Raw genomic sequence first — 15,421 nt, forward strand, 5'->3', positions numbered from 1 at the left:
CCGTCCCCATTCGCTGGGGTTTGCGACTACACCCGGCGTATCCTCCCGGATGTGCCTACCATATATCGTGTTCTCAAACCACGAGGGTGTAAAGCGAAAATTCGGTTACCGCTTGGGTTTCGCTGCAGGCGCAGTATAGCGCAGAATCTCATCTCGCAGATGCAGAAACGGCGCGGGTGAAATGCCCGCGCCGTCTGGATTCGTTGAATTATTTCGTCGCGCCTAGAGAACGCGGTTCACATGGCCCATCTTGCGGCCGGGCCGGGCATCGCCCTTGCCGTAAAGATGGATCTGGGTGCGCGGCTGTTTGAGCAAATCGGGGATTCGGTCGATGTCATCGCCGATCAGGTTCTCCATCTCGACATCGGCATAGCGCTGGCCATCGCCCAGCGGCAGACCGGCAACCGCGCGGATATGCTGCTCGAACTGGTCGACGGCGCAGCCCGCCTGAGTCCAATGGCCCGAATTATGGACCCGAGGCGCGATCTCATTGACGATCAGCCCCTCGCGGGTGACGAAAAGCTCGACCCCCATGACCCCGACATAATCGAGCGCATTCACGATGCGCGCCGCGATCAGCACGGCATCGGTCAGCAGCGATTGCGACAAACCGCAGGGCACGGTGGTGGTGCGCAGGATGCCCTCGCGATGGACATTCAGGCCGGGATCAAAGGCCGAGACCTGACCGTCAGCACCGCGCGCCACGATGACGCTGATCTCGGCCGAGAACTCGACGAAGCCTTCCAGCACCGAGGGCGCGCCGGTCCAGTCGCGGCTCTCGGCATCCTTGAAGCGGATCTGGCCCTTGCCGTCATAGCCCATGCGGCGGGTCTTGAGGATCGCGGGCGCGCCCAGTTCGGCCAGCGCGGCGGGCAGGTCGGTTTCGGTTTCCACATTGCGATAGGGCGCAGTGCGCAGACCGATCCCGGCGAGGAAATCCTTCTCCGTCAGCCGGTCCTGCGAGACCGCCAATGCGCCGCGGTTCGGGCGGATCGGGCGGATCGATTCCAGAAGGTCCAGCGCGGCGGTCGGGACATTCTCGAATTCATAGGTGATGACATCGACGCCTTCGGCAAAGGCGCGCAAGGCGGCCTCGTCCTCATAGGGCGCATTGGTCACGGCATGGGCGACATCGGCGGCGGGCGAGGCGCCCGGCTCATAGACATGGCAGCGATAGCCGAGGCGGCTCGCGGCCACGGAAAGCATCCGGCCCAATTGCCCGCCGCCAAGGATGCCGATGGTGGAACCCGGTTTCAGTTCAGTCATCTTTCGGCTCCTCGGGGATCGAGGCCGACAGCGCCTCGCGCCACGCATCCAGACGCGCGGCGAGTTCGGGATCGTTGATCGCAAGGATGCCCGCGGCCATCAGCCCGGCATTGGCCGCGCCCGCCGAGCCAATTGCCATGGTCGCCACCGGATAGCCCTTGGGCATCTGCAGGATGGAATAGAGCGAATCGACCCCCGACAGCGCGCGGGTCTGGACCGGCACGCCGATCACCGGCACGCGGGTCTTGGAGGCCATCATGCCCGGCAGATGCGCAGCACCTCCCGCCCCCGCGATGATCACCTTGAGGCCGCGCGACACCGCCGTCTTGCCGTATTCCCACAAGCGGTCCGGCGTGCGATGGGCGCTGACGATCTTGGTCTCGTAGGCGATCCCCAACTCGTCCAGAATGGTGGCTGCCTCGCGCATGGTGGGCCAGTCCGACTGGCTGCCCATGATGATTCCGACGGGTTTTTCCATGAGATCGCCCCTTCTCGCGCATGTTTCCCCCGCCCTAATGCGCGCGCGGGCCAGATGCAATCAGCCGATGGGGGCAGGCCGGGGAGATCAGGCGATAATGTCGGGGGTCAATTCATCCTCGAGCCGCGAGATGCGGTCCTTGAGGGCGAGTTTTTGCTTTTTCAGCCGCTGCAGGGTCAGCGAATGGGTCAGGCTCTGATCCGAAAGCGCCGCGATCGCCTCGTCGAGATCCCGATGCTCGCGCCTCAGCACGGCAAGGCGCGTGCGGGCGATCTCTTCATGGGACATCTCGTGCTGGGCGTTCATTTCGGGCCTCGGGCTGGACTGCGCCCGTTATAACGCAGCACTTCCGCACTGTTAATGCCCTTGCTGTCGCAGCACTTGCGCATGCTTACCTGCGCCCACATATTCAATCTGCCGGATTGCCGCTTCGGGGTCCGGCCGACAGTCGCTTTGATGCAAAGGGCTTGGGGATATGACCAAGATCAGTCTGGCCACTCATCCGTTCCTGCTGGGGTTCGACCAGCTTGAACGACTGGCCGAACGGGCCGCCAAGGGGGCCGAGGGCTACCCGCCCTACAATATCGAACATCAGGGGCCGAACGGTTTCCGCATCACTCTGGCCGTGGCCGGGTTTTCCGAGGACGACCTGTCGATCACGCTCGAGGACCGCCAATTGGTGATTCGCGGTCGTCAGGCCGAGATCGACGAGGACCGGGTCTTCCTGCATCGCGGCATCGCCGCGCGGGCCTTCCAGCGCAGCTTCGTGCTGGCCGATGGCGTCGAGGTCGTCTCGGCGGGCATGGAAAATGGCCTGTTGAATATCGATCTGCGTCGCGCTGTTCCCGACAGCATCGTGCAGACCATTCCGATCAGCCGCAAATGAAAGGGGATCGCACATGAACGAGAAATTCGATTTCGAGGCCGAGGCCTCGGGCAATACCGTCTATATCCGCCGGGTCGAGCTTGACAGCCTGCCCGACGAGGTGCGCAGCCAGGTTCCGGATGTGGACGCGCTTTATGCCGTTCATGGCATCGATGGCGAGCGCCTTGCGCTGGTCAAGGACCGCAAAATGGCCTTCATGCTGGCGCGCCAGAACGAGTTGGAACCGGTCAGCGTCCACTGATTCGACATGTCTGGAAAAATGAGAAGCGCCGCCCCAATGGCGGCGCTTTTGCTTGATTTCGCGGTGTTTTCTACATGCTTGGCTGGACGGTCGTGGCCATGGTCCCGCCTGTCGTCGCGGTTCCGGTCGGCGAGGCGATCGCGGCATCCGCGGCAGCCACCTCTTCGGTCGTGGCAGGACGGGTGCTGGCACGCTGATAGGTCTGGGTCGCCGGAATTTCCTGAATGATGCCGCCCGGCCCGCAGGTCGCGGTGAATTCGGTCAGACCACCCTCTGTCGGCGTCTCGCTGTAGGTCGCGACCGTGCCATCGACGCAGCCCCGGTCCAGAACCTGCCGCACCACCTGCTGACTGAAATTCGCCGGATCATAGACCCCAACCAGATTTCCGTCCGAGACAGTCACGACGAAATGGTTGCGATTGGCGGGTGCGGCCTCATCCGTGGTGTCGGCGCAGCCGGCCAGGATCGCGCAAGAGGCGAGGACCGCCCCCAACCCAGCAATTCTGAAATTCTGGCTTAGTCCAGTCATGGCGATCATCCTTATGATGGTTCCGAAAAATCTGGCTTCGTCGTGGCTTAACGATGCCAGAGCACAAGGGTTGCATCAACAGGAGTGATCGGCAGCCTCAGCCGGGAAAGCCGTATCGGCCAATCATCGCGCGCACCGCGCGGTCATTGCCATCTCCGGCCAGATTGCCGCCGCGCAGATTCTGTTCCTGCGTGCCGGGCCATTCGGTGATGCGGAAGCGGCCGCCGATCTTTTCCGGGCGCGATCCGGCCAGGCGGTGCATCCAGTATAGCCAGACATCATCGGCCGAGGGCGCAAGGCGCTGGAACAGCGCGACATCGGTCACCTCGGGATGAAACACCCCCGGCGCATAGAGCACGCCCCCGACCCCGGTCGGAAAGATCAGCGGCGAGCGCTCGGGGGCCTCGATATTGCGGCGCCAGTCGTCATAGCTGCGGACCTTTCCGTCCTGCAGCGTAACGCGATGCGCGCGGTGACAAACGACACCCGAATCCACCCGCGCCACCAGCCGCGCCAGCCAGTCGGCGGGGTAATAGACATCGTCGTCGGCGGTCACGATATGGGCGCCGGGCGATTCCAGCAGCAGCGGAATGATCTTCTTGTAGGAACGCCAGTCCGGGCAGCTGCGGATCTCGACGCCCGGGACACGGGCCGATTGCGGCAATTGCGCGGCATCGCCCTCGGCCAACCAAAGAATCACGCGATCGGCCCGCAGGCTCTGCGAGACCAGCGAGCGCAGCACCAGATGCAGGCTGCCAAAGCGCGGCGGAAAACTCGTCAGACTGATGACCAGTTCGGAGGGCAGGCCATGCGGCGCGCCGATGACCTCGCGCGCGGCGATCTCAGCCTCGGCTGCACGGATGCGACGCGCGTGCTTCCAGCGCCGGAAAGCATCGGCGATCATCCCTGCCAGGCCTCGCGCAGCCAGTCGATATTGCCGATGCGGCGATACCATTTGCTGCCCCGCCCCGCGAAGACATCCTCCATCTTGGGCGCGCCGGCAAAAAGCACGATCCGCGCGCCCTCGGGCAGCTTGGGATCATCCAGATAGCTCAGAAGGTTGCGCGGCACGCAATGGTTCTTGAAGCTGACGCACCATTCCCGCGGCCAGTAATGCAGATTGCCATGCGCAGCCAGTTGGGCCGACTGGAATTGCTGGCTGATCTCGTAGCCCGCGGTCGCGGCGGCGGGATCGGCGAGATAGGCGTCGAGGATATAGCTATGCGCGCCCACCTCGTAGCGAAAGACCGAGGAGTTGCCGACCGAATGCAGGAAGCGGTCGCGGCCGGGATTGACCTTGCGCAGGGGCTTGGCCCGGAACAGGTCGTCGTCCCGGATGATGAAGAACTTGCCCGGCAGGTCGAAGAACGGCCCCAGATCGTCCACCACCACCAGATCCAGATCCAGAAACAGCGCCGTCATGCCGGTGAAGCCGCCCAGATCGGGGCGGAACAACGCGAGCTTCCGCCAACGCGTGTCGCCATGGCCCTTGGGCAGGCCCAGTTCGGGCAGAGGCAGCGCCTCGACACCGGGATCGATCCCCGCGGCATCGTCGGTAAAGCAGATGAACCGATGCGGCCGGTCCAGATGGCGCTTCACCTGACGGTAAAGCCGGTTCACGTCCTCGGCCCCGTAGATTGTGCCCCATTTCATGGTCAGGATGAGGACGGGATCGGACATCTGCACACCTTCTTGGCTCATCCCCCCGCGATAGGCGAAGGGGCCGCGCCGGTCAACGCCGGCGCGGCCCCCTTTGATGACGAAGCGGCGCTTACTCGACGCCGATCAGGCCCATCTGCTCGATCTTCAGCAGCACCTGCTGGGCCGCGTAATCGACATCGAAGCCCTCGGTCTGGATGCGCAATTCGGGATTCGTCGGCTCTTCATAGGGGTCCGAAATGCCGGTGAATTCCTTGATCTTGCCCTCGCGTGCCAGCTTGTAGAGGCCCTTGCGGTCACGGCGCTCGCATTCCTCGAGGCTGGTCGCGACATGGACCTCGATGAAGGCGCCGCCTGCCTCGACCATCTCGCGCACGGCGCGACGGGTCGCGGTATAGGGCGCGATCGGGGCGCAGATGGCGATGCCGCCATTCTTGGTGATCTCAGAGGCGACATAGCCGATGCGCTTGATGTTGATGTCGCGATGCTCTTTCGAGAAGCCCAGTTCGCTCGACAGGTGCTTGCGCACCACGTCGCCATCCAAGAGCGTGACCGGACGACCGCCCATCTCCATCAGCTTGACCATCAGCGCATTGGCAATGGTCGATTTGCCCGAACCCGAGAGCCCGGTGAAGAACAGGGTGAAGCCCTGCTTGCTGCGCGGCGGCGAGGTGCGGCGCAACTGGGTCACCACCTCGGGGAAGCTGAACCATTCCGGGATTTCGAGGCCTTCGCGCAGGCGGCGGCGCAGTTCGGTCCCCGAGATGTCAAGGATAGTCGCACCCTCTTCGACCTCGTCGCGGGGCTCGTATTGGGCGCGCTCCTGGACATAGACCATCTGCTTGAAGTCGACCATCTCGATGCCGATCTCGTCCTGGTGCTTGCGGAAGAGTTCCTGCGCGGCATAGGGGTGGTAGAAATCCTCGCCCTGGCTGTTCTTGCCCGGGCCGGCATGGTCGCGGCCGACGATCATGTGGGTCAGGCCGTGATTGCGGCGGATGATGCCGTGCCAGACCGCCTCGCGCGGGCCGCCCATGCGCATCGCCAGGTTCAGAAGCGACAGATGGGTGGTGGCCTGCGGATATTTGTCCAGCACCGCCTCGTAGCAGCGCACGCGGGTGAAATGGTCCACGTCGCCCGGCTTGGTCATGCCGACGACCGGATGGATCAGCAGGTTGGCCTGAGCCTCGCGCGCGGCGCGGAAGGTCAGTTCCTGATGGGCGCGGTGCAGCGGATTGCGGGTCTGGAAGGCGACGATGCGGCGCCAGCCCAGCTTGCGGAAATAGGCGCGCAACTCGTTCGGCGTGTCGCGGCGGGCGCGGAAATCGTAATGGGTCGGCTGCTGGATGCCGGTGATCGGGCCGCCCAGATAGACCGGACCCGCGACATTATGCAGGTAGTTGACCGACGGATGGGCCAGGTCATCGGCGCCAAAGACCTTCTCGGCCTCGCGCGATTTGTCCGGCGACCATTTGTCCGTAATGGACAGGATCGCGAGGATCACGCCTTCCTGATCGCGCAGGGCGATATCTTGCCCCGGCTCGACCTTGTCGGCGAAATCTTGGCTGACATCGAGGTTGATCGGCATCGGCCAGAGCGCCCCCGAGGCGAGGTGCATATCCTCGACGACGCCATTGTAATCGGCCTCGGTCAGGAACCCCTTGAGCGGGTGGAAACCGCCATTCATCAGCAGTTCCAGGTCGCAGATCTGGCGCGGGGTCAGATCCCAGGACAGCATATTGCCGGCCTCGGCCTTGAGCTTCTGCGCGGATTCCGCGCTGACATAGAGTTCGGGAATCGGAGCAAGGTTCGGCAATGTCATAAGCTTCTCGACAGTTGATGTGGCATTCCTGCGCCGTCATGGCTGATGCCCTGCATTTGCAACGCCGTGATGACGCGAGGCATCCTTCCTTCGCCATTACCGATGCGGTCCCGGCGTTTCAACCGCGGCTTTCGAAAAGCGCGGCTTCCGCGACCCATAAAGCATAAAATGCGCGAAGTTGCGGCGAACAAGCTGTTCGATGAGCGGGCTTCCCCCATCTCCTGCATTCCGGGACAGCGACCTGCCCCGGAACGATGTCACCCTGCCCGGCCTCAGGCAGGAATTTCCGCCGTATTTTCATTCGGCGCCCCCGCCATGCCCAATTCGGCAAGGAAACGCTCGGCATCCAAGGCCGCCATGCAGCCCATTCCGGCCGAGGTCACGGCCTGACGATAGACATGGTCGGTCAGGTCGCCCGCGGCAAAGACGCCGGGGATCGAGGTCCGGGTCGTGCCCGGCTCGACCTTCACATAGCCGCCGTGATGCAGTTCCAACTGGTCCTTGACCAGTTCCGAGCTGGGTGCATGGCCGATCGCGACGAAGACGCCATCCGCGCCGACAAGTTGCTCAGCCCCGGTCTTGACGTTGCGCAGGCGCACGCCGGTGACGCCGAGCGGCGCCTCGGTGCCCTGCACCTCGGCCATCTCGTGATCCCAGATGATCTCGACCTTGGGATGCTTGAACAGGCGGTCCTGCAGGATCTTCTCGGCGCGCAGGCTGTCGCGGCGATGCACAAGGGTCACCTTGCTCGCGAAATTGGTCAGGAACAGCGCCTCTTCGACGGCGGTATTGCCACCGCCCAGCACCACCACCTCGCGGCCACGATAGAAGAAGCCGTCGCAGGTCGCGCAGGCCGAGACACCGAAGCCCTTGAACTTTTCCTCCGAGTCGAGGCCCAGCCAGCGGGCCTGCGCGCCGGTCGCGAGAATCACGGCATCGGCGGTGATTTTCGCCCCCGAATCCAGCTCGGCGACGAAAGGTCGCACCTGCAGGTCCAGCCGGGTCACCGTGTCGATGAAGATGCGCGCACCCATGGCCTTGGCATGGGCTTCCATCTTGATCATCAGGTCGGGGCCCTGGATCTCGGTTTCTCCCGGCCAGTTCTCGACTTCGGTGGTGATGGTCAACTGTCCGCCGGGCTGCATGCCCTGGATCAGGACGGGCTCGAGCATGGCGCGCGAGGCATAGACGGCGGCGGTGTAACCGGCCGGGCCGGAGCCCACGATCAGCACGCGGGTATGCTTGGGCAGGGTGTCAGGGGCGGAATTTGCAGGGGCGTGGGACATGACAACTGGACCTTTCGGAATTCGCGCCCTAGGTAATCACCCCCGCCGCGTCATGCAATGCGCCGCCAAGCTGGCCGCATCGGCGGAAATAATATTGCGCAACATCACCCGGACAGGTAGCTTCCGGCATGAATTCGGCCCGATTGCGGCCCAAGAGGAAAAACATGAGCGGCGCCCGACTAGACGAGATCGACCGGAAAATCCTTGCCGAGCTTCAGGCCGACGGAAGGATGACCAATGTCGAACTGGCCCGGCGGGTTGGGATCTCGGCCCCGCCCTGCCTGCGCCGCGTCCGCACGCTGGAGGAAGCCGGTTATATCCGCGGCTATCACGCCGATATCAACCCCGGCGAACTGGGCTTCGAGGTCAAGGTCTTTGCCATGGTCCGCCTGCACAGCCAGTCCGAGCGCGACCTCTCGGCCTTCGAGGCGCTGGCCCGCGACTGGCCGCTGGTCCGGGAATGCCACATGCTGAATGGCGAGATCGATTTCATCCTGAAATGCGTCTCACCGGATCTGCCGAGCTTTCAGCGCTTCCTGACCGAAAACCTGACGGCTGCGCCCAACGTGGCCTCGGTCAAGACGAGCCTCGTGATCCGCTGTGCCAAGGATGAGCCGGGCGTCCCCTTCGAGGTGGTCGAGACCCGCGCCGCAGCCATTGGCTGAACCGGCCGCGGGCCGATCTCACAAGGCGATCACCGAGATCAGCCGCCCGTAATCCGCCTCGTGCTGATGGGTGCTGCGGCGATAGGAATAGAAGCGCTCGGGCTCGGAATAGGTGCAATGGCGTGTCCATTCCGCCTCGACCCCGGCCTCGCGCAGGCGCATCAGGCCGAAGCCCGGCAGGTCGAACATCGGCCTGCCATTCGGCCCGCCGGCAAAGAAGCGATGGTGGCCCGGATCCTCTGCCGTCACCTCATCCATGAATTCCGGACCGACCTCATAGGATTTCTGGCTGATGCAGGGGCCGATCACGGCGCGGATGCGGCGCGCGCCCAGATCGGTCATTGCCCCCACGGTCGCCTCGATCACGCCCGAGACAGCACCCCGCCAGCCAGCATGGACCGCGCCGATGACCCCGGCTTCCGGATCGGCCAAAAGGATCGGCTGGCAATCGGCGGTCAGCACCGCCAGCGCGACGCCAGGCTGGTCGGTGACGATGCCATCGGCCCGCTTATGCGAAAAGGAGGACGGATCGTCCCCGGCGCGGATGACGGCCACATCCGGGGAATGAACCTGATGCACGGTGGCCATGCGCGCCAGCGGCAGGCCGAGCGCCTCGGCGGCGCGGGTCCGGTTGATGGTCACGATCTCACCCTGATCGCTTGAGCCATAACCGCAATTCAGCCCGGAAAACAGCCCCGAGGACGCGCCCCCCTTGCGAGTGAAAAAGCCGTGCCGCACGGGTCCGAGCAGCGGATGGGTCAGGATCTCAAGCGTGGTCTGCATATGGCTCCAGGGCGTCGAAACCGGGGGGCAAAGGGGCCTTCGGCGGCCAGAATGCCAGAACTTTGAATAGCTGACCCATTTCCGCCTGCGCGGTCAAGCGATGAAGCGCGGCTTTGGCCCCGCTATCCCCGGCTTGGGCCAGCCGTTCGGCGCGGGCCGCGATTCCCAGCCGTGTGAGCCATTCGCCCTGCGTCGCCATGCGCGAGACCTGCGCCCCCGCCGCCTGCCCCGCCAAGGCCAGAGACGCGAAATCGACATGCGCCGTCAGATCGGCCTCGCCGGGATTTTCCAGCGGGTTCTCGGGGCGATGGGCGCGGAGCGCCTGAAAGCTGTCGCCTTGCCCGTCCCAATTGCCGTAATCGATCAGGATCGCCGCGCCGCCATGCGCCGCGATCCGCCCCGCGATTTCGCGGACGATGGGCGCGGCGGCGGGACAGGTCTCGCGGATCTCGCCCAAGGGCGCATCCGGACCGGGCGCGGGCGCGGCAAGGCCAAGCACCAGACGCCCCTCGGGGTCGAGGGCCACGATGCGCTCGGCCCATCCTTCGGGCTGGCGCTGAAACTGGCGGATGGGCAGCGCGTCGAAAAACTCGTTCGCGACAAGAAACAAGGGCATACGGGGCAAGTCGCCCGCTTGATCGAGATGGGTGATCTCGCCCAGCTTCTCGCGCTGGATCTTGCGCAGATGCGGCGAGGCCTCGATCAGCGTGACCTGCGCCGCCTCGCGCATTCCCGGCACGGCGCGGATGGTGCGCAGGATGTCGGCCATCAGCGTGCCGCGCCCCGGACCGATCTCGGCCAGGACAAAGGGCGAAGGCGCGCCCTGATCCAGCCAGCTTTGCGCCAGAGCCAGGCCGATCATCTCGCCGAACATCTGGCTGATCTCGGGTGCGGTGGTGAAATCCCCCGCCGCGCCAAAGGGATCGCGGGTCGCGTAATAGCCATGCTCGGGATGGAGCAGGCAAAGCTGCATATATTCATCCAGCCGCAGCGGCCCCGAAAGCCGGATGCGCGCGGCGATCAGGCGCGCGAGCGGCGTCATGCAGCAGCCCCGGCGACCTCGGCGACCGGAGGCCGCATCCGCGCGCGCAGGATGAAGGCCAGCCCGATCAGGATCATCGGCAGGGACAGAAGCTGTCCCATGCTCAGGCCCCAGACCGGGCCGCCCAGCACATGGCCCAGCGGATTGTCCGGCGTGATGAATTGCGCATCGGCCTGACGGAAGAACTCGACGATGAAGCGCGAAAGCCCGTAGCCCAAGACGAAGACGCCAAGGCAAAGCCCCGGACGGCGCAAGGCCCCCCGGCGCACCAGCGCGAAGAGGACGACAAGCAGCAGGACGCCCTCAAGGACGGCCTCGTAAAGCTGGCTCGGATGGCGGGCGCAAAGCCCGGTCACGCCGGGGCAAAACTGCGCGGCCTCGCCCGGAAAGATCACGCCCCAAGGCAGATCGGTCGGACGGCCCCAAAGCTCGGCATTGATGAAATTCGCAAGCCGCCCCAGCCCCAGCCCCAACGGCGCGGCCAGCGCCATGGCATCGGCCAGACGCAAGGGCGGGATGCCGTGCTTGCGGCAATAGAGATACGAGACGAGCACGACGCCCAGAAAACCGCCATGAAACGACATGCCGCCATGCCAGAGTTGCAGGATCTGGGCGGGATGCGACAAGTAATAAGCAGGCTCGTAGAACAGAACGAACCCGAGCCGCCCGCCCGCGACGACGCCCAGCACGACCCAGGTCAAAAGCTCCTCGGCCTGCTCGGGACGCATCGGCGCGCGGTCGCCCCAGAGCGCCGGGCGCCGCATCAGCCAGACGAGAATGCGCCACCCCGCGATCAGCCCGACGAGATAGGCCAAAGCATACCAGCGCAGCGCCAATTCGATACCGAACAGGTTGATGGTGAAGATTTCGGGCGAAATGTCGGGAAAGGGGATCATGGGCTCCTCGTCATCGGCGGGCAGGCTAGCTGTCGCCGGACCCGTGTCAACATGCGCCGCCCGATTGAACCGCGGCCTTGCCGGGGCCATATAGGGCGGAACCCGATTACGAAAGGCCCGCCATGACCGCCAATAACCGTTTCTTCGACGATCTCTCGAAATTGATGACCAATGCGATGGGCGTCGCGCAAGGCGCCAAGGACGAGGCCCAGACCGCCTTCAACAGCTGGATCGACCGTTGGCTGGCGGATCGCGACTTTGTGACCCGTGAGGAATTCGAGGCCGTGCGCGAGATGGCCATCAAGGCCCGCGCCGAGAATGCGGCGCTGCAGGCCCGTCTGGACGCGCTCGAGGGCAAGGCCCCTCAGGGCGCAGAGACCGGGGCCGACGCCTGATCCTTCAGCCGGCCCTGCTGGTCGTAGAGCAGGATCTCGCCCGCCTCCGTCACCACCACGATCCAGTCGCGGGCAAAGGTAATGGCGGCGGGTTGCGCCCCATCGGGCAAAGCGATCTGGTCGGGAAGCTGCGGCAAGGGCGCCTCGGAAAGGCGCAGCCACAGCAAGGCCACGATCGCCAGAATGCCCAGACCCATCACCGCGGCCAGCGAGGTCACGAGGAGACGCAGCCAGCGCAGCATCGGCAGCGCTTCCTCGGGCCCCTGATCCGCCCTATCATCCCGTGCCATGACCGAAATCCTCATCCACGTCCCCGAGGGACTTTCCGACCGGCTAGATAAGGCCCTTGCCAGCCTCGCGCCAGAGGAGGCGGCCCTTTCCCGTTCGCGCCTGTCCAAGCTCATCGCCGAAGGGGCGGTTTTCGGCCCCTCGGGTCAGGTCACCGACGGCAAGGCGAAAGCCCTGCCCGGCGAATATCACATCGAGATCGGCGAGCCCGAGCCGCTGGAAGCCCAGCCCGAGGATATCCCGCTGTCCATCGCCTATGAGGATGACGATCTGATTGTGGTCGACAAGCCCGCAGGCATGGTCGTCCACCCCGCCCCCGGCGCGCCGAACGGCACGCTGGTCAATGCGCTTCTGGCGCATTGCGCCGACAGCCTTTCGGGCATTGGCGGCGCGGCGCGGCCCGGCATCGTCCATCGCATCGACAAGGAGACCTCGGGCCTTCTGGTCGTGGCGAAATCCGACCGGGCGCATCAGGGTCTTGCCAAGCAATTCGCCGATCACTCGGCCCATCGCCGCTATCTCGCACTGGCGCATGGTATGCTCGATCCGGCCGATGCGCGGCTGCGCGGGCTGAAGGGGCTGGTTTTCGAGCCGGGCGGCGTCCTGCGCATCACGACGCTTCTGGGACGCCACCCGAGCGACCGGCAGCGGCAGGCCGTCAGCTTCGACCGGGGCCGCCACGCGGTGACCCGGGCGCGGCTGATCGAGGGCTTCGGCGCGCCCCCCTCGGTCATGCTGGTGGAATGCCGGCTCGAAACCGGGCGCACGCATCAGATCCGCGTCCATATGGCCCATGCCGGGCTGGGACTGATCGGGGATCCGGTCTATGGCGGCGCGCGCAGGCCCTCGGTCAAGGCGCTGGGGGCCGAGGCAGCAGCCGCGATCACGGCTTTTCCGCGTCAGGCGCTGCATGCGGCGGAGCTTGGCTTCGAACATCCGGTCAGCGGCGAAAAACTGAATTTCACCAGCCCCTTGCCCGCCGACATGGCGGCACTTCTCGATCATTTGCGTGGCATGACCGGCGCGGGGTCTTCCCTGTCGGAACCGGGCGCGTCATGATCGCGTTCACATTGACCCGCCTCGGATCGACGCGCTTCGACGCGGGATAAGGAATTTCACATGGCCAGCTACGAGAACCTTCCCGCCCCCAGCCCCGAACAGGGCCTCAACCGTTACCTTCAGGAGATCCGCAAGTTTCCCCTGCTGGAACCGGAAGAGGAATATATGCTGGCCAAGGCATGGGTCGATCACGAGGACCCCAAGGCGGCGCAGCGTCTGGTCACCAGCCACCTGCGCCTCGCGGCCAAGATCGCCATGGGCTATCGCGGCTATGGCCTGCCCCAGGCCGAGGTGATTTCCGAGGCGAATGTCGGTCTGATGCAGGCGGTCAAGCGCTTCGACCCGGAAAAGGGCTTCCGCCTTGCGACCTACGCGATGTGGTGGATCCGTGCCTCGATCCAGGAATATATCCTGCGCTCCTGGTCCTTGGTGAAGATGGGCACCACCTCGGCGCAGAAGAAGCTGTTCTTCAACCTGCGCAAGGCCAAGTCCAAGCTCGGCGCGCTGGAAGAGGGCGATCTGCGCCCTGAGAATGTCACCCAGATCGCGCATGACCTGAACGTGTCGGAGCAGGAAGTCATCGACATGAACCGCCGCCTGTCGGGGGGCGATGCCTCGCTGAATGCGAGCGTCGGTTCGGCGGATGGCGAATCGGCGGCGCAATGGCAGGACTGGCTGGAAGACGACACCGCCAATCAGGCCGAGGCATTCGCCGAGGCCGACGAGATGTCGGCCCGGCGCGAATTGCTGATCTCGGCCATGGATGTGCTGAACGATCGCGAAAAGGACATCCTGATGGAGCGGCGCCTGCGCGACAATCCGATGACGCTCGAGGATCTCTCGACGCGCTACGAAGTCTCGCGCGAGCGGATCCGCCAGATCGAGGTGCGGGCCTTCGAAAAGCTGCAGAACCGTATCCGCGATCTTGCGCGCGAGCGGGGAATCCTGCCCTCCGAGCAGGTGTGATCGCCCGGTCCCCGAAATGACCGCCCGGTTTCGCGCCAGAGCAGGCGACTTAAATTCATGCGCCCATAGCGTCGCTTGGTTGACGCCTGCCAAGGGGCTCTTATGCTCGGTTCCGTGCAGCGGGGGGGCCGTGGCGCGAGCATGACGGCGCTTAATCAATATCAGCGGCTGGAGGCCACGGGACGCTGGCGCGAGACGGTCGCGGCCAAGGCCCGCGATGTCATCGTCTCGTTTGGCGATGCGACTTTGGTGCTGAGCGATCCGGGTTCGGACTTGCCCCTTGCCCATTGGTCCCTGCCCGCGGTGATGCGGCTCAATCCCGGCGAACAGCCCGCGCGTTACGCCCCTGGGGCCGATGATGGCGAAATGGTCGAAATCGAGGACGACCTGATGATTTCGGCCATCGAAAAGGTCCATCACGTCATCGAATCGAACCGGCCGCGCCGGACGCGGGTGCGCCATTGGGTGCTGCTGCTTGCTCTGCTGGGTGCGGCGGTCGCGGGACTGTTCTGGCTGCCCTCGGCCCTGTTGCGCCACGCGGTGGATATTGCGCCCCCCGCGCAACGTGCCGAAATCGGCCAGATGGTTCTGGCCGAGATCGAAAAGACGACGGGCAGCGGCTGCTCGCGCCCCTCGGGCGACATGGTGCGCCGCCGCCTCGCGCAGCGCCTGATCGGACCCGAGGCCGATATCGTCGTCCTGCCCGGCACGCTGGAGGCGGCCCGCCGGCTTCCCGGTCCCGTCACGGTGATCGGCCAGAATACCATTGCCGGTCCGGACAGCCCCGAGATTGCGGCTGGACATGTCCTTGCCGCGCAGGCCGCGACATTGGACGCCGATCCTCTGCTTGAGGCGCTGCGTTTTGCCGGAACGCGCGCCACATTCGAACTGCTCACAAAAGGCAGCCTGCAACCGGCCGCATTGGCAGGCTATGGCGAATATCTGCTGTCCCGCCCGGCGGCGCGGCCGGATGACGAGATCCTCCTGGGTTATTTCGCGCGGGCCGAAATATCGAGCGAACCCTATGCCCGCGCGCTGGACCCGACGGGCGAGGCCGTGCTGGGGCTGATCGAGGCCGATCCGTTCCGGACCCAGACGCCCAAGCCGGTCCTGTCGGTCCGGGAATGGCAGGCCCTGCGCGAGATCTGCGACCAATAGGC

Annotated in this window: 19 protein-coding genes; 7 read left to right on the top strand and 12 right to left on the bottom strand. The window is 65.0% G+C overall.

Annotation, left to right across the window (positions count from 1 at the left end):
- Window positions 1-222: 222 nt before the first annotated feature.
- The 3 genes from ESZ60_RS02255 to ESZ60_RS02265 all read right to left on the bottom strand — a co-directional run bounded on the left by ESZ60_RS02255 (window position 223) and on the right by ESZ60_RS02265 (window position 2,050).
- Entirely contained in the window at window positions 223-1,266 is a 1,044-nt protein-coding gene (locus ESZ60_RS02255; protein ID WP_134678790.1) for a 5-(carboxyamino)imidazole ribonucleotide synthase, read from the bottom strand.
- Window positions 1,259-1,744, bottom strand: coding sequence for a 5-(carboxyamino)imidazole ribonucleotide mutase (purE, locus tag ESZ60_RS02260; RefSeq protein ID WP_134678791.1), 486 nt, complete (start codon window positions 1,742-1,744; stop codon window positions 1,259-1,261). The genes ESZ60_RS02255 and purE overlap by 8 nt, the downstream gene beginning before the upstream one ends.
- Window positions 1,745-1,831: 87 nt before the next feature.
- Window positions 1,832-2,050, bottom strand: a complete 219-nt coding sequence (locus ESZ60_RS02265; protein WP_134678792.1) for a YdcH family protein — start codon at window positions 2,048-2,050, stop codon at window positions 1,832-1,834.
- Window positions 2,051-2,219: 169 nt separating this feature from the next.
- Here ESZ60_RS02265 and ESZ60_RS02270 point away from each other — a divergent pair, with 169 nt between their 5' ends.
- Window positions 2,220-2,630, top strand: a complete 411-nt coding sequence (locus ESZ60_RS02270; protein WP_134678793.1) for an Hsp20 family protein — start codon at window positions 2,220-2,222, stop codon at window positions 2,628-2,630.
- Window positions 2,631-2,643: 13 nt separating this feature from the next.
- The gene (locus tag ESZ60_RS02275; RefSeq protein ID WP_134678794.1) at window positions 2,644-2,871 is read left to right on the top strand and encodes a DUF1150 family protein; all 228 of its coding nucleotides are present in this window, start codon (window positions 2,644-2,646) and stop codon (window positions 2,869-2,871) included.
- A 70-nt stretch (window positions 2,872-2,941) separates the two neighbouring features.
- Here the strand turns inward: ESZ60_RS02275 and ESZ60_RS02280 are convergent, their stop codons facing one another.
- The 5 genes from ESZ60_RS02280 to trxB all read right to left on the bottom strand — a co-directional run bounded on the left by ESZ60_RS02280 (window position 2,942) and on the right by trxB (window position 8,167).
- Window positions 2,942-3,400 carry a hypothetical protein gene (locus ESZ60_RS02280; protein WP_134678795.1) on the bottom strand — a complete coding sequence of 153 codons (459 nt, stop codon included), beginning with the start codon at window positions 3,398-3,400 and terminating at the stop codon, window positions 2,942-2,944.
- Window positions 3,401-3,497: 97 nt separating this feature from the next.
- On the bottom strand, window positions 3,498-4,304 hold the full coding sequence (locus ESZ60_RS02285; RefSeq protein WP_134678796.1) for a glycosyltransferase family 2 protein: 807 nt from the start codon (window positions 4,302-4,304) through the stop codon (window positions 3,498-3,500).
- Window positions 4,301-5,080: a hypothetical protein gene (locus ESZ60_RS02290; RefSeq protein ID WP_134678797.1), complete on the bottom strand. Its 780-nt coding sequence runs from the start codon at window positions 5,078-5,080 to the stop codon at window positions 4,301-4,303. The genes ESZ60_RS02285 and ESZ60_RS02290 overlap by 4 nt, the downstream gene beginning before the upstream one ends.
- A gap of 91 nt (window positions 5,081-5,171) precedes the next feature.
- Window positions 5,172-6,881: a bifunctional sulfate adenylyltransferase/adenylylsulfate kinase gene (locus tag ESZ60_RS02295; RefSeq protein WP_134678798.1), complete on the bottom strand. Its 1,710-nt coding sequence runs from the start codon at window positions 6,879-6,881 to the stop codon at window positions 5,172-5,174.
- A gap of 272 nt (window positions 6,882-7,153) precedes the next feature.
- Entirely contained in the window at window positions 7,154-8,167 is a 1,014-nt protein-coding gene (gene trxB / locus ESZ60_RS02300; RefSeq protein ID WP_134678799.1) for a thioredoxin-disulfide reductase, read from the bottom strand.
- Between the two features lie 164 nt (window positions 8,168-8,331).
- On the opposite strand from trxB, the gene ESZ60_RS02305 reads away from it, so the two are divergent.
- Window positions 8,332-8,832 (top strand): Lrp/AsnC family transcriptional regulator, encoded by a 501-nt coding sequence (locus ESZ60_RS02305; protein ID WP_134678800.1) that lies wholly within the window; start codon window positions 8,332-8,334, stop codon window positions 8,830-8,832.
- An 18-nt stretch (window positions 8,833-8,850) separates the two neighbouring features.
- On the opposite strand, the gene pgeF is transcribed toward ESZ60_RS02305, so the two are convergent.
- Genes pgeF through lgt form a run of 3 tightly spaced genes read right to left on the bottom strand, consistent with a single transcriptional unit; the run spans window position 8,851 to window position 11,553 of the window.
- Window positions 8,851-9,615, bottom strand: coding sequence for a peptidoglycan editing factor PgeF (pgeF, locus tag ESZ60_RS02310; RefSeq protein ID WP_134678801.1), 765 nt, complete (start codon window positions 9,613-9,615; stop codon window positions 8,851-8,853).
- Window positions 9,599-10,657 carry a class I SAM-dependent methyltransferase gene (locus ESZ60_RS02315; protein WP_134678802.1) on the bottom strand — a complete coding sequence of 353 codons (1,059 nt, stop codon included), beginning with the start codon at window positions 10,655-10,657 and terminating at the stop codon, window positions 9,599-9,601. Before ESZ60_RS02315 ends, pgeF begins: the two co-directional genes overlap by 17 nt.
- Complete coding sequence (gene lgt, locus ESZ60_RS02320) at window positions 10,654-11,553, bottom strand: prolipoprotein diacylglyceryl transferase (protein WP_134678803.1); 900 nt, start codon at window positions 11,551-11,553, stop codon at window positions 10,654-10,656. Before lgt ends, ESZ60_RS02315 begins: the two co-directional genes overlap by 4 nt.
- Window positions 11,554-11,675: 122 nt before the next feature.
- Here lgt and ESZ60_RS02325 point away from each other — a divergent pair, with 122 nt between their 5' ends.
- Window positions 11,676-11,948, top strand: a complete 273-nt coding sequence (locus tag ESZ60_RS02325; protein WP_134678804.1) for an accessory factor UbiK family protein — start codon at window positions 11,676-11,678, stop codon at window positions 11,946-11,948.
- Here ESZ60_RS02325 and ESZ60_RS02330 read toward each other — a convergent pair.
- Complete coding sequence (locus ESZ60_RS02330) at window positions 11,918-12,238, bottom strand: DUF6476 family protein (protein WP_245155550.1); 321 nt, start codon at window positions 12,236-12,238, stop codon at window positions 11,918-11,920. The two genes, ESZ60_RS02325 and ESZ60_RS02330, sit on opposite strands and share 31 nt — an antisense overlap.
- Between ESZ60_RS02330 and ESZ60_RS02335 the strand changes: the two genes are divergently transcribed.
- The 3 genes from ESZ60_RS02335 to ESZ60_RS02345 all read left to right on the top strand — a co-directional run bounded on the left by ESZ60_RS02335 (window position 12,237) and on the right by ESZ60_RS02345 (window position 15,419).
- Window positions 12,237-13,295, top strand: a complete 1,059-nt coding sequence (locus tag ESZ60_RS02335; protein ID WP_134678805.1) for an RluA family pseudouridine synthase — start codon at window positions 12,237-12,239, stop codon at window positions 13,293-13,295. The genes ESZ60_RS02330 and ESZ60_RS02335 overlap by 2 nt on opposite strands.
- Window positions 13,296-13,355: 60 nt before the next feature.
- Window positions 13,356-14,261 (top strand): RNA polymerase sigma factor RpoH, encoded by a 906-nt coding sequence (rpoH, locus tag ESZ60_RS02340; RefSeq protein WP_134678806.1) that lies wholly within the window; start codon window positions 13,356-13,358, stop codon window positions 14,259-14,261.
- Window positions 14,262-14,402: 141 nt separating this feature from the next.
- Complete coding sequence (locus ESZ60_RS02345) at window positions 14,403-15,419, top strand: hypothetical protein (RefSeq protein ID WP_134678807.1); 1,017 nt, start codon at window positions 14,403-14,405, stop codon at window positions 15,417-15,419.
- Window positions 15,420-15,421 lie beyond the last annotated feature (2 nt).

The sequence above is a fragment of the Paracoccus ravus genome, assembly GCF_004522175.1.
GTDB classification, from domain to species: Bacteria; Pseudomonadota; Alphaproteobacteria; order Rhodobacterales; family Rhodobacteraceae; genus Paracoccus; species Paracoccus ravus.

Excerpts from the sequence above, each read along its gene's own strand:
- ESZ60_RS02285 (WP_134678796.1), bottom strand. The coding sequence starts at position 4,304 with ATGATCGCCGATGCTTTCCGGCGCTGGAAGCACGCGCGTCGCATCCGT.
- ESZ60_RS02265 (WP_134678792.1), bottom strand. The coding sequence starts at position 2,050 with ATGAACGCCCAGCACGAGATGTCCCATGAAGAGATCGCCCGCACGCGC.
- ESZ60_RS02315 (WP_134678802.1), bottom strand. The coding sequence starts at position 10,657 with ATGACGCCGCTCGCGCGCCTGATCGCCGCGCGCATCCGGCTTTCGGGG.
- ESZ60_RS02270 (WP_134678793.1), top strand. The coding sequence starts at position 2,220 with ATGACCAAGATCAGTCTGGCCACTCATCCGTTCCTGCTGGGGTTCGAC.
- ESZ60_RS02345 (WP_134678807.1), top strand. The coding sequence starts at position 14,403 with ATGACGGCGCTTAATCAATATCAGCGGCTGGAGGCCACGGGACGCTGG.
- purE (WP_134678791.1), bottom strand. The coding sequence starts at position 1,744 with ATGGAAAAACCCGTCGGAATCATCATGGGCAGCCAGTCGGACTGGCCC.
- lgt (WP_134678803.1), bottom strand. The coding sequence starts at position 11,553 with ATGATCCCCTTTCCCGACATTTCGCCCGAAATCTTCACCATCAACCTG.
- ESZ60_RS02275 (WP_134678794.1), top strand. The coding sequence starts at position 2,644 with ATGAACGAGAAATTCGATTTCGAGGCCGAGGCCTCGGGCAATACCGTC.
- ESZ60_RS02335 (WP_134678805.1), top strand. The coding sequence starts at position 12,237 with ATGACCGAAATCCTCATCCACGTCCCCGAGGGACTTTCCGACCGGCTA.
- ESZ60_RS02280 (WP_134678795.1), bottom strand. The coding sequence starts at position 3,400 with ATGACTGGACTAAGCCAGAATTTCAGAATTGCTGGGTTGGGGGCGGTC.
- ESZ60_RS02290 (WP_134678797.1), bottom strand. The coding sequence starts at position 5,080 with ATGTCCGATCCCGTCCTCATCCTGACCATGAAATGGGGCACAATCTAC.
- ESZ60_RS02325 (WP_134678804.1), top strand. The coding sequence starts at position 11,676 with ATGACCGCCAATAACCGTTTCTTCGACGATCTCTCGAAATTGATGACC.
- ESZ60_RS02330 (WP_245155550.1), bottom strand. The coding sequence starts at position 12,238 with ATGGCACGGGATGATAGGGCGGATCAGGGGCCCGAGGAAGCGCTGCCG.
- ESZ60_RS02295 (WP_134678798.1), bottom strand. The coding sequence starts at position 6,881 with ATGACATTGCCGAACCTTGCTCCGATTCCCGAACTCTATGTCAGCGCG.
- pgeF (WP_134678801.1), bottom strand. The coding sequence starts at position 9,615 with ATGCAGACCACGCTTGAGATCCTGACCCATCCGCTGCTCGGACCCGTG.
- ESZ60_RS02305 (WP_134678800.1), top strand. The coding sequence starts at position 8,332 with ATGAGCGGCGCCCGACTAGACGAGATCGACCGGAAAATCCTTGCCGAG.
- trxB (WP_134678799.1), bottom strand. The coding sequence starts at position 8,167 with ATGTCCCACGCCCCTGCAAATTCCGCCCCTGACACCCTGCCCAAGCAT.
- ESZ60_RS02255 (WP_134678790.1), bottom strand. The coding sequence starts at position 1,266 with ATGACTGAACTGAAACCGGGTTCCACCATCGGCATCCTTGGCGGCGGG.
- rpoH (WP_134678806.1), top strand. The coding sequence starts at position 13,356 with ATGGCCAGCTACGAGAACCTTCCCGCCCCCAGCCCCGAACAGGGCCTC.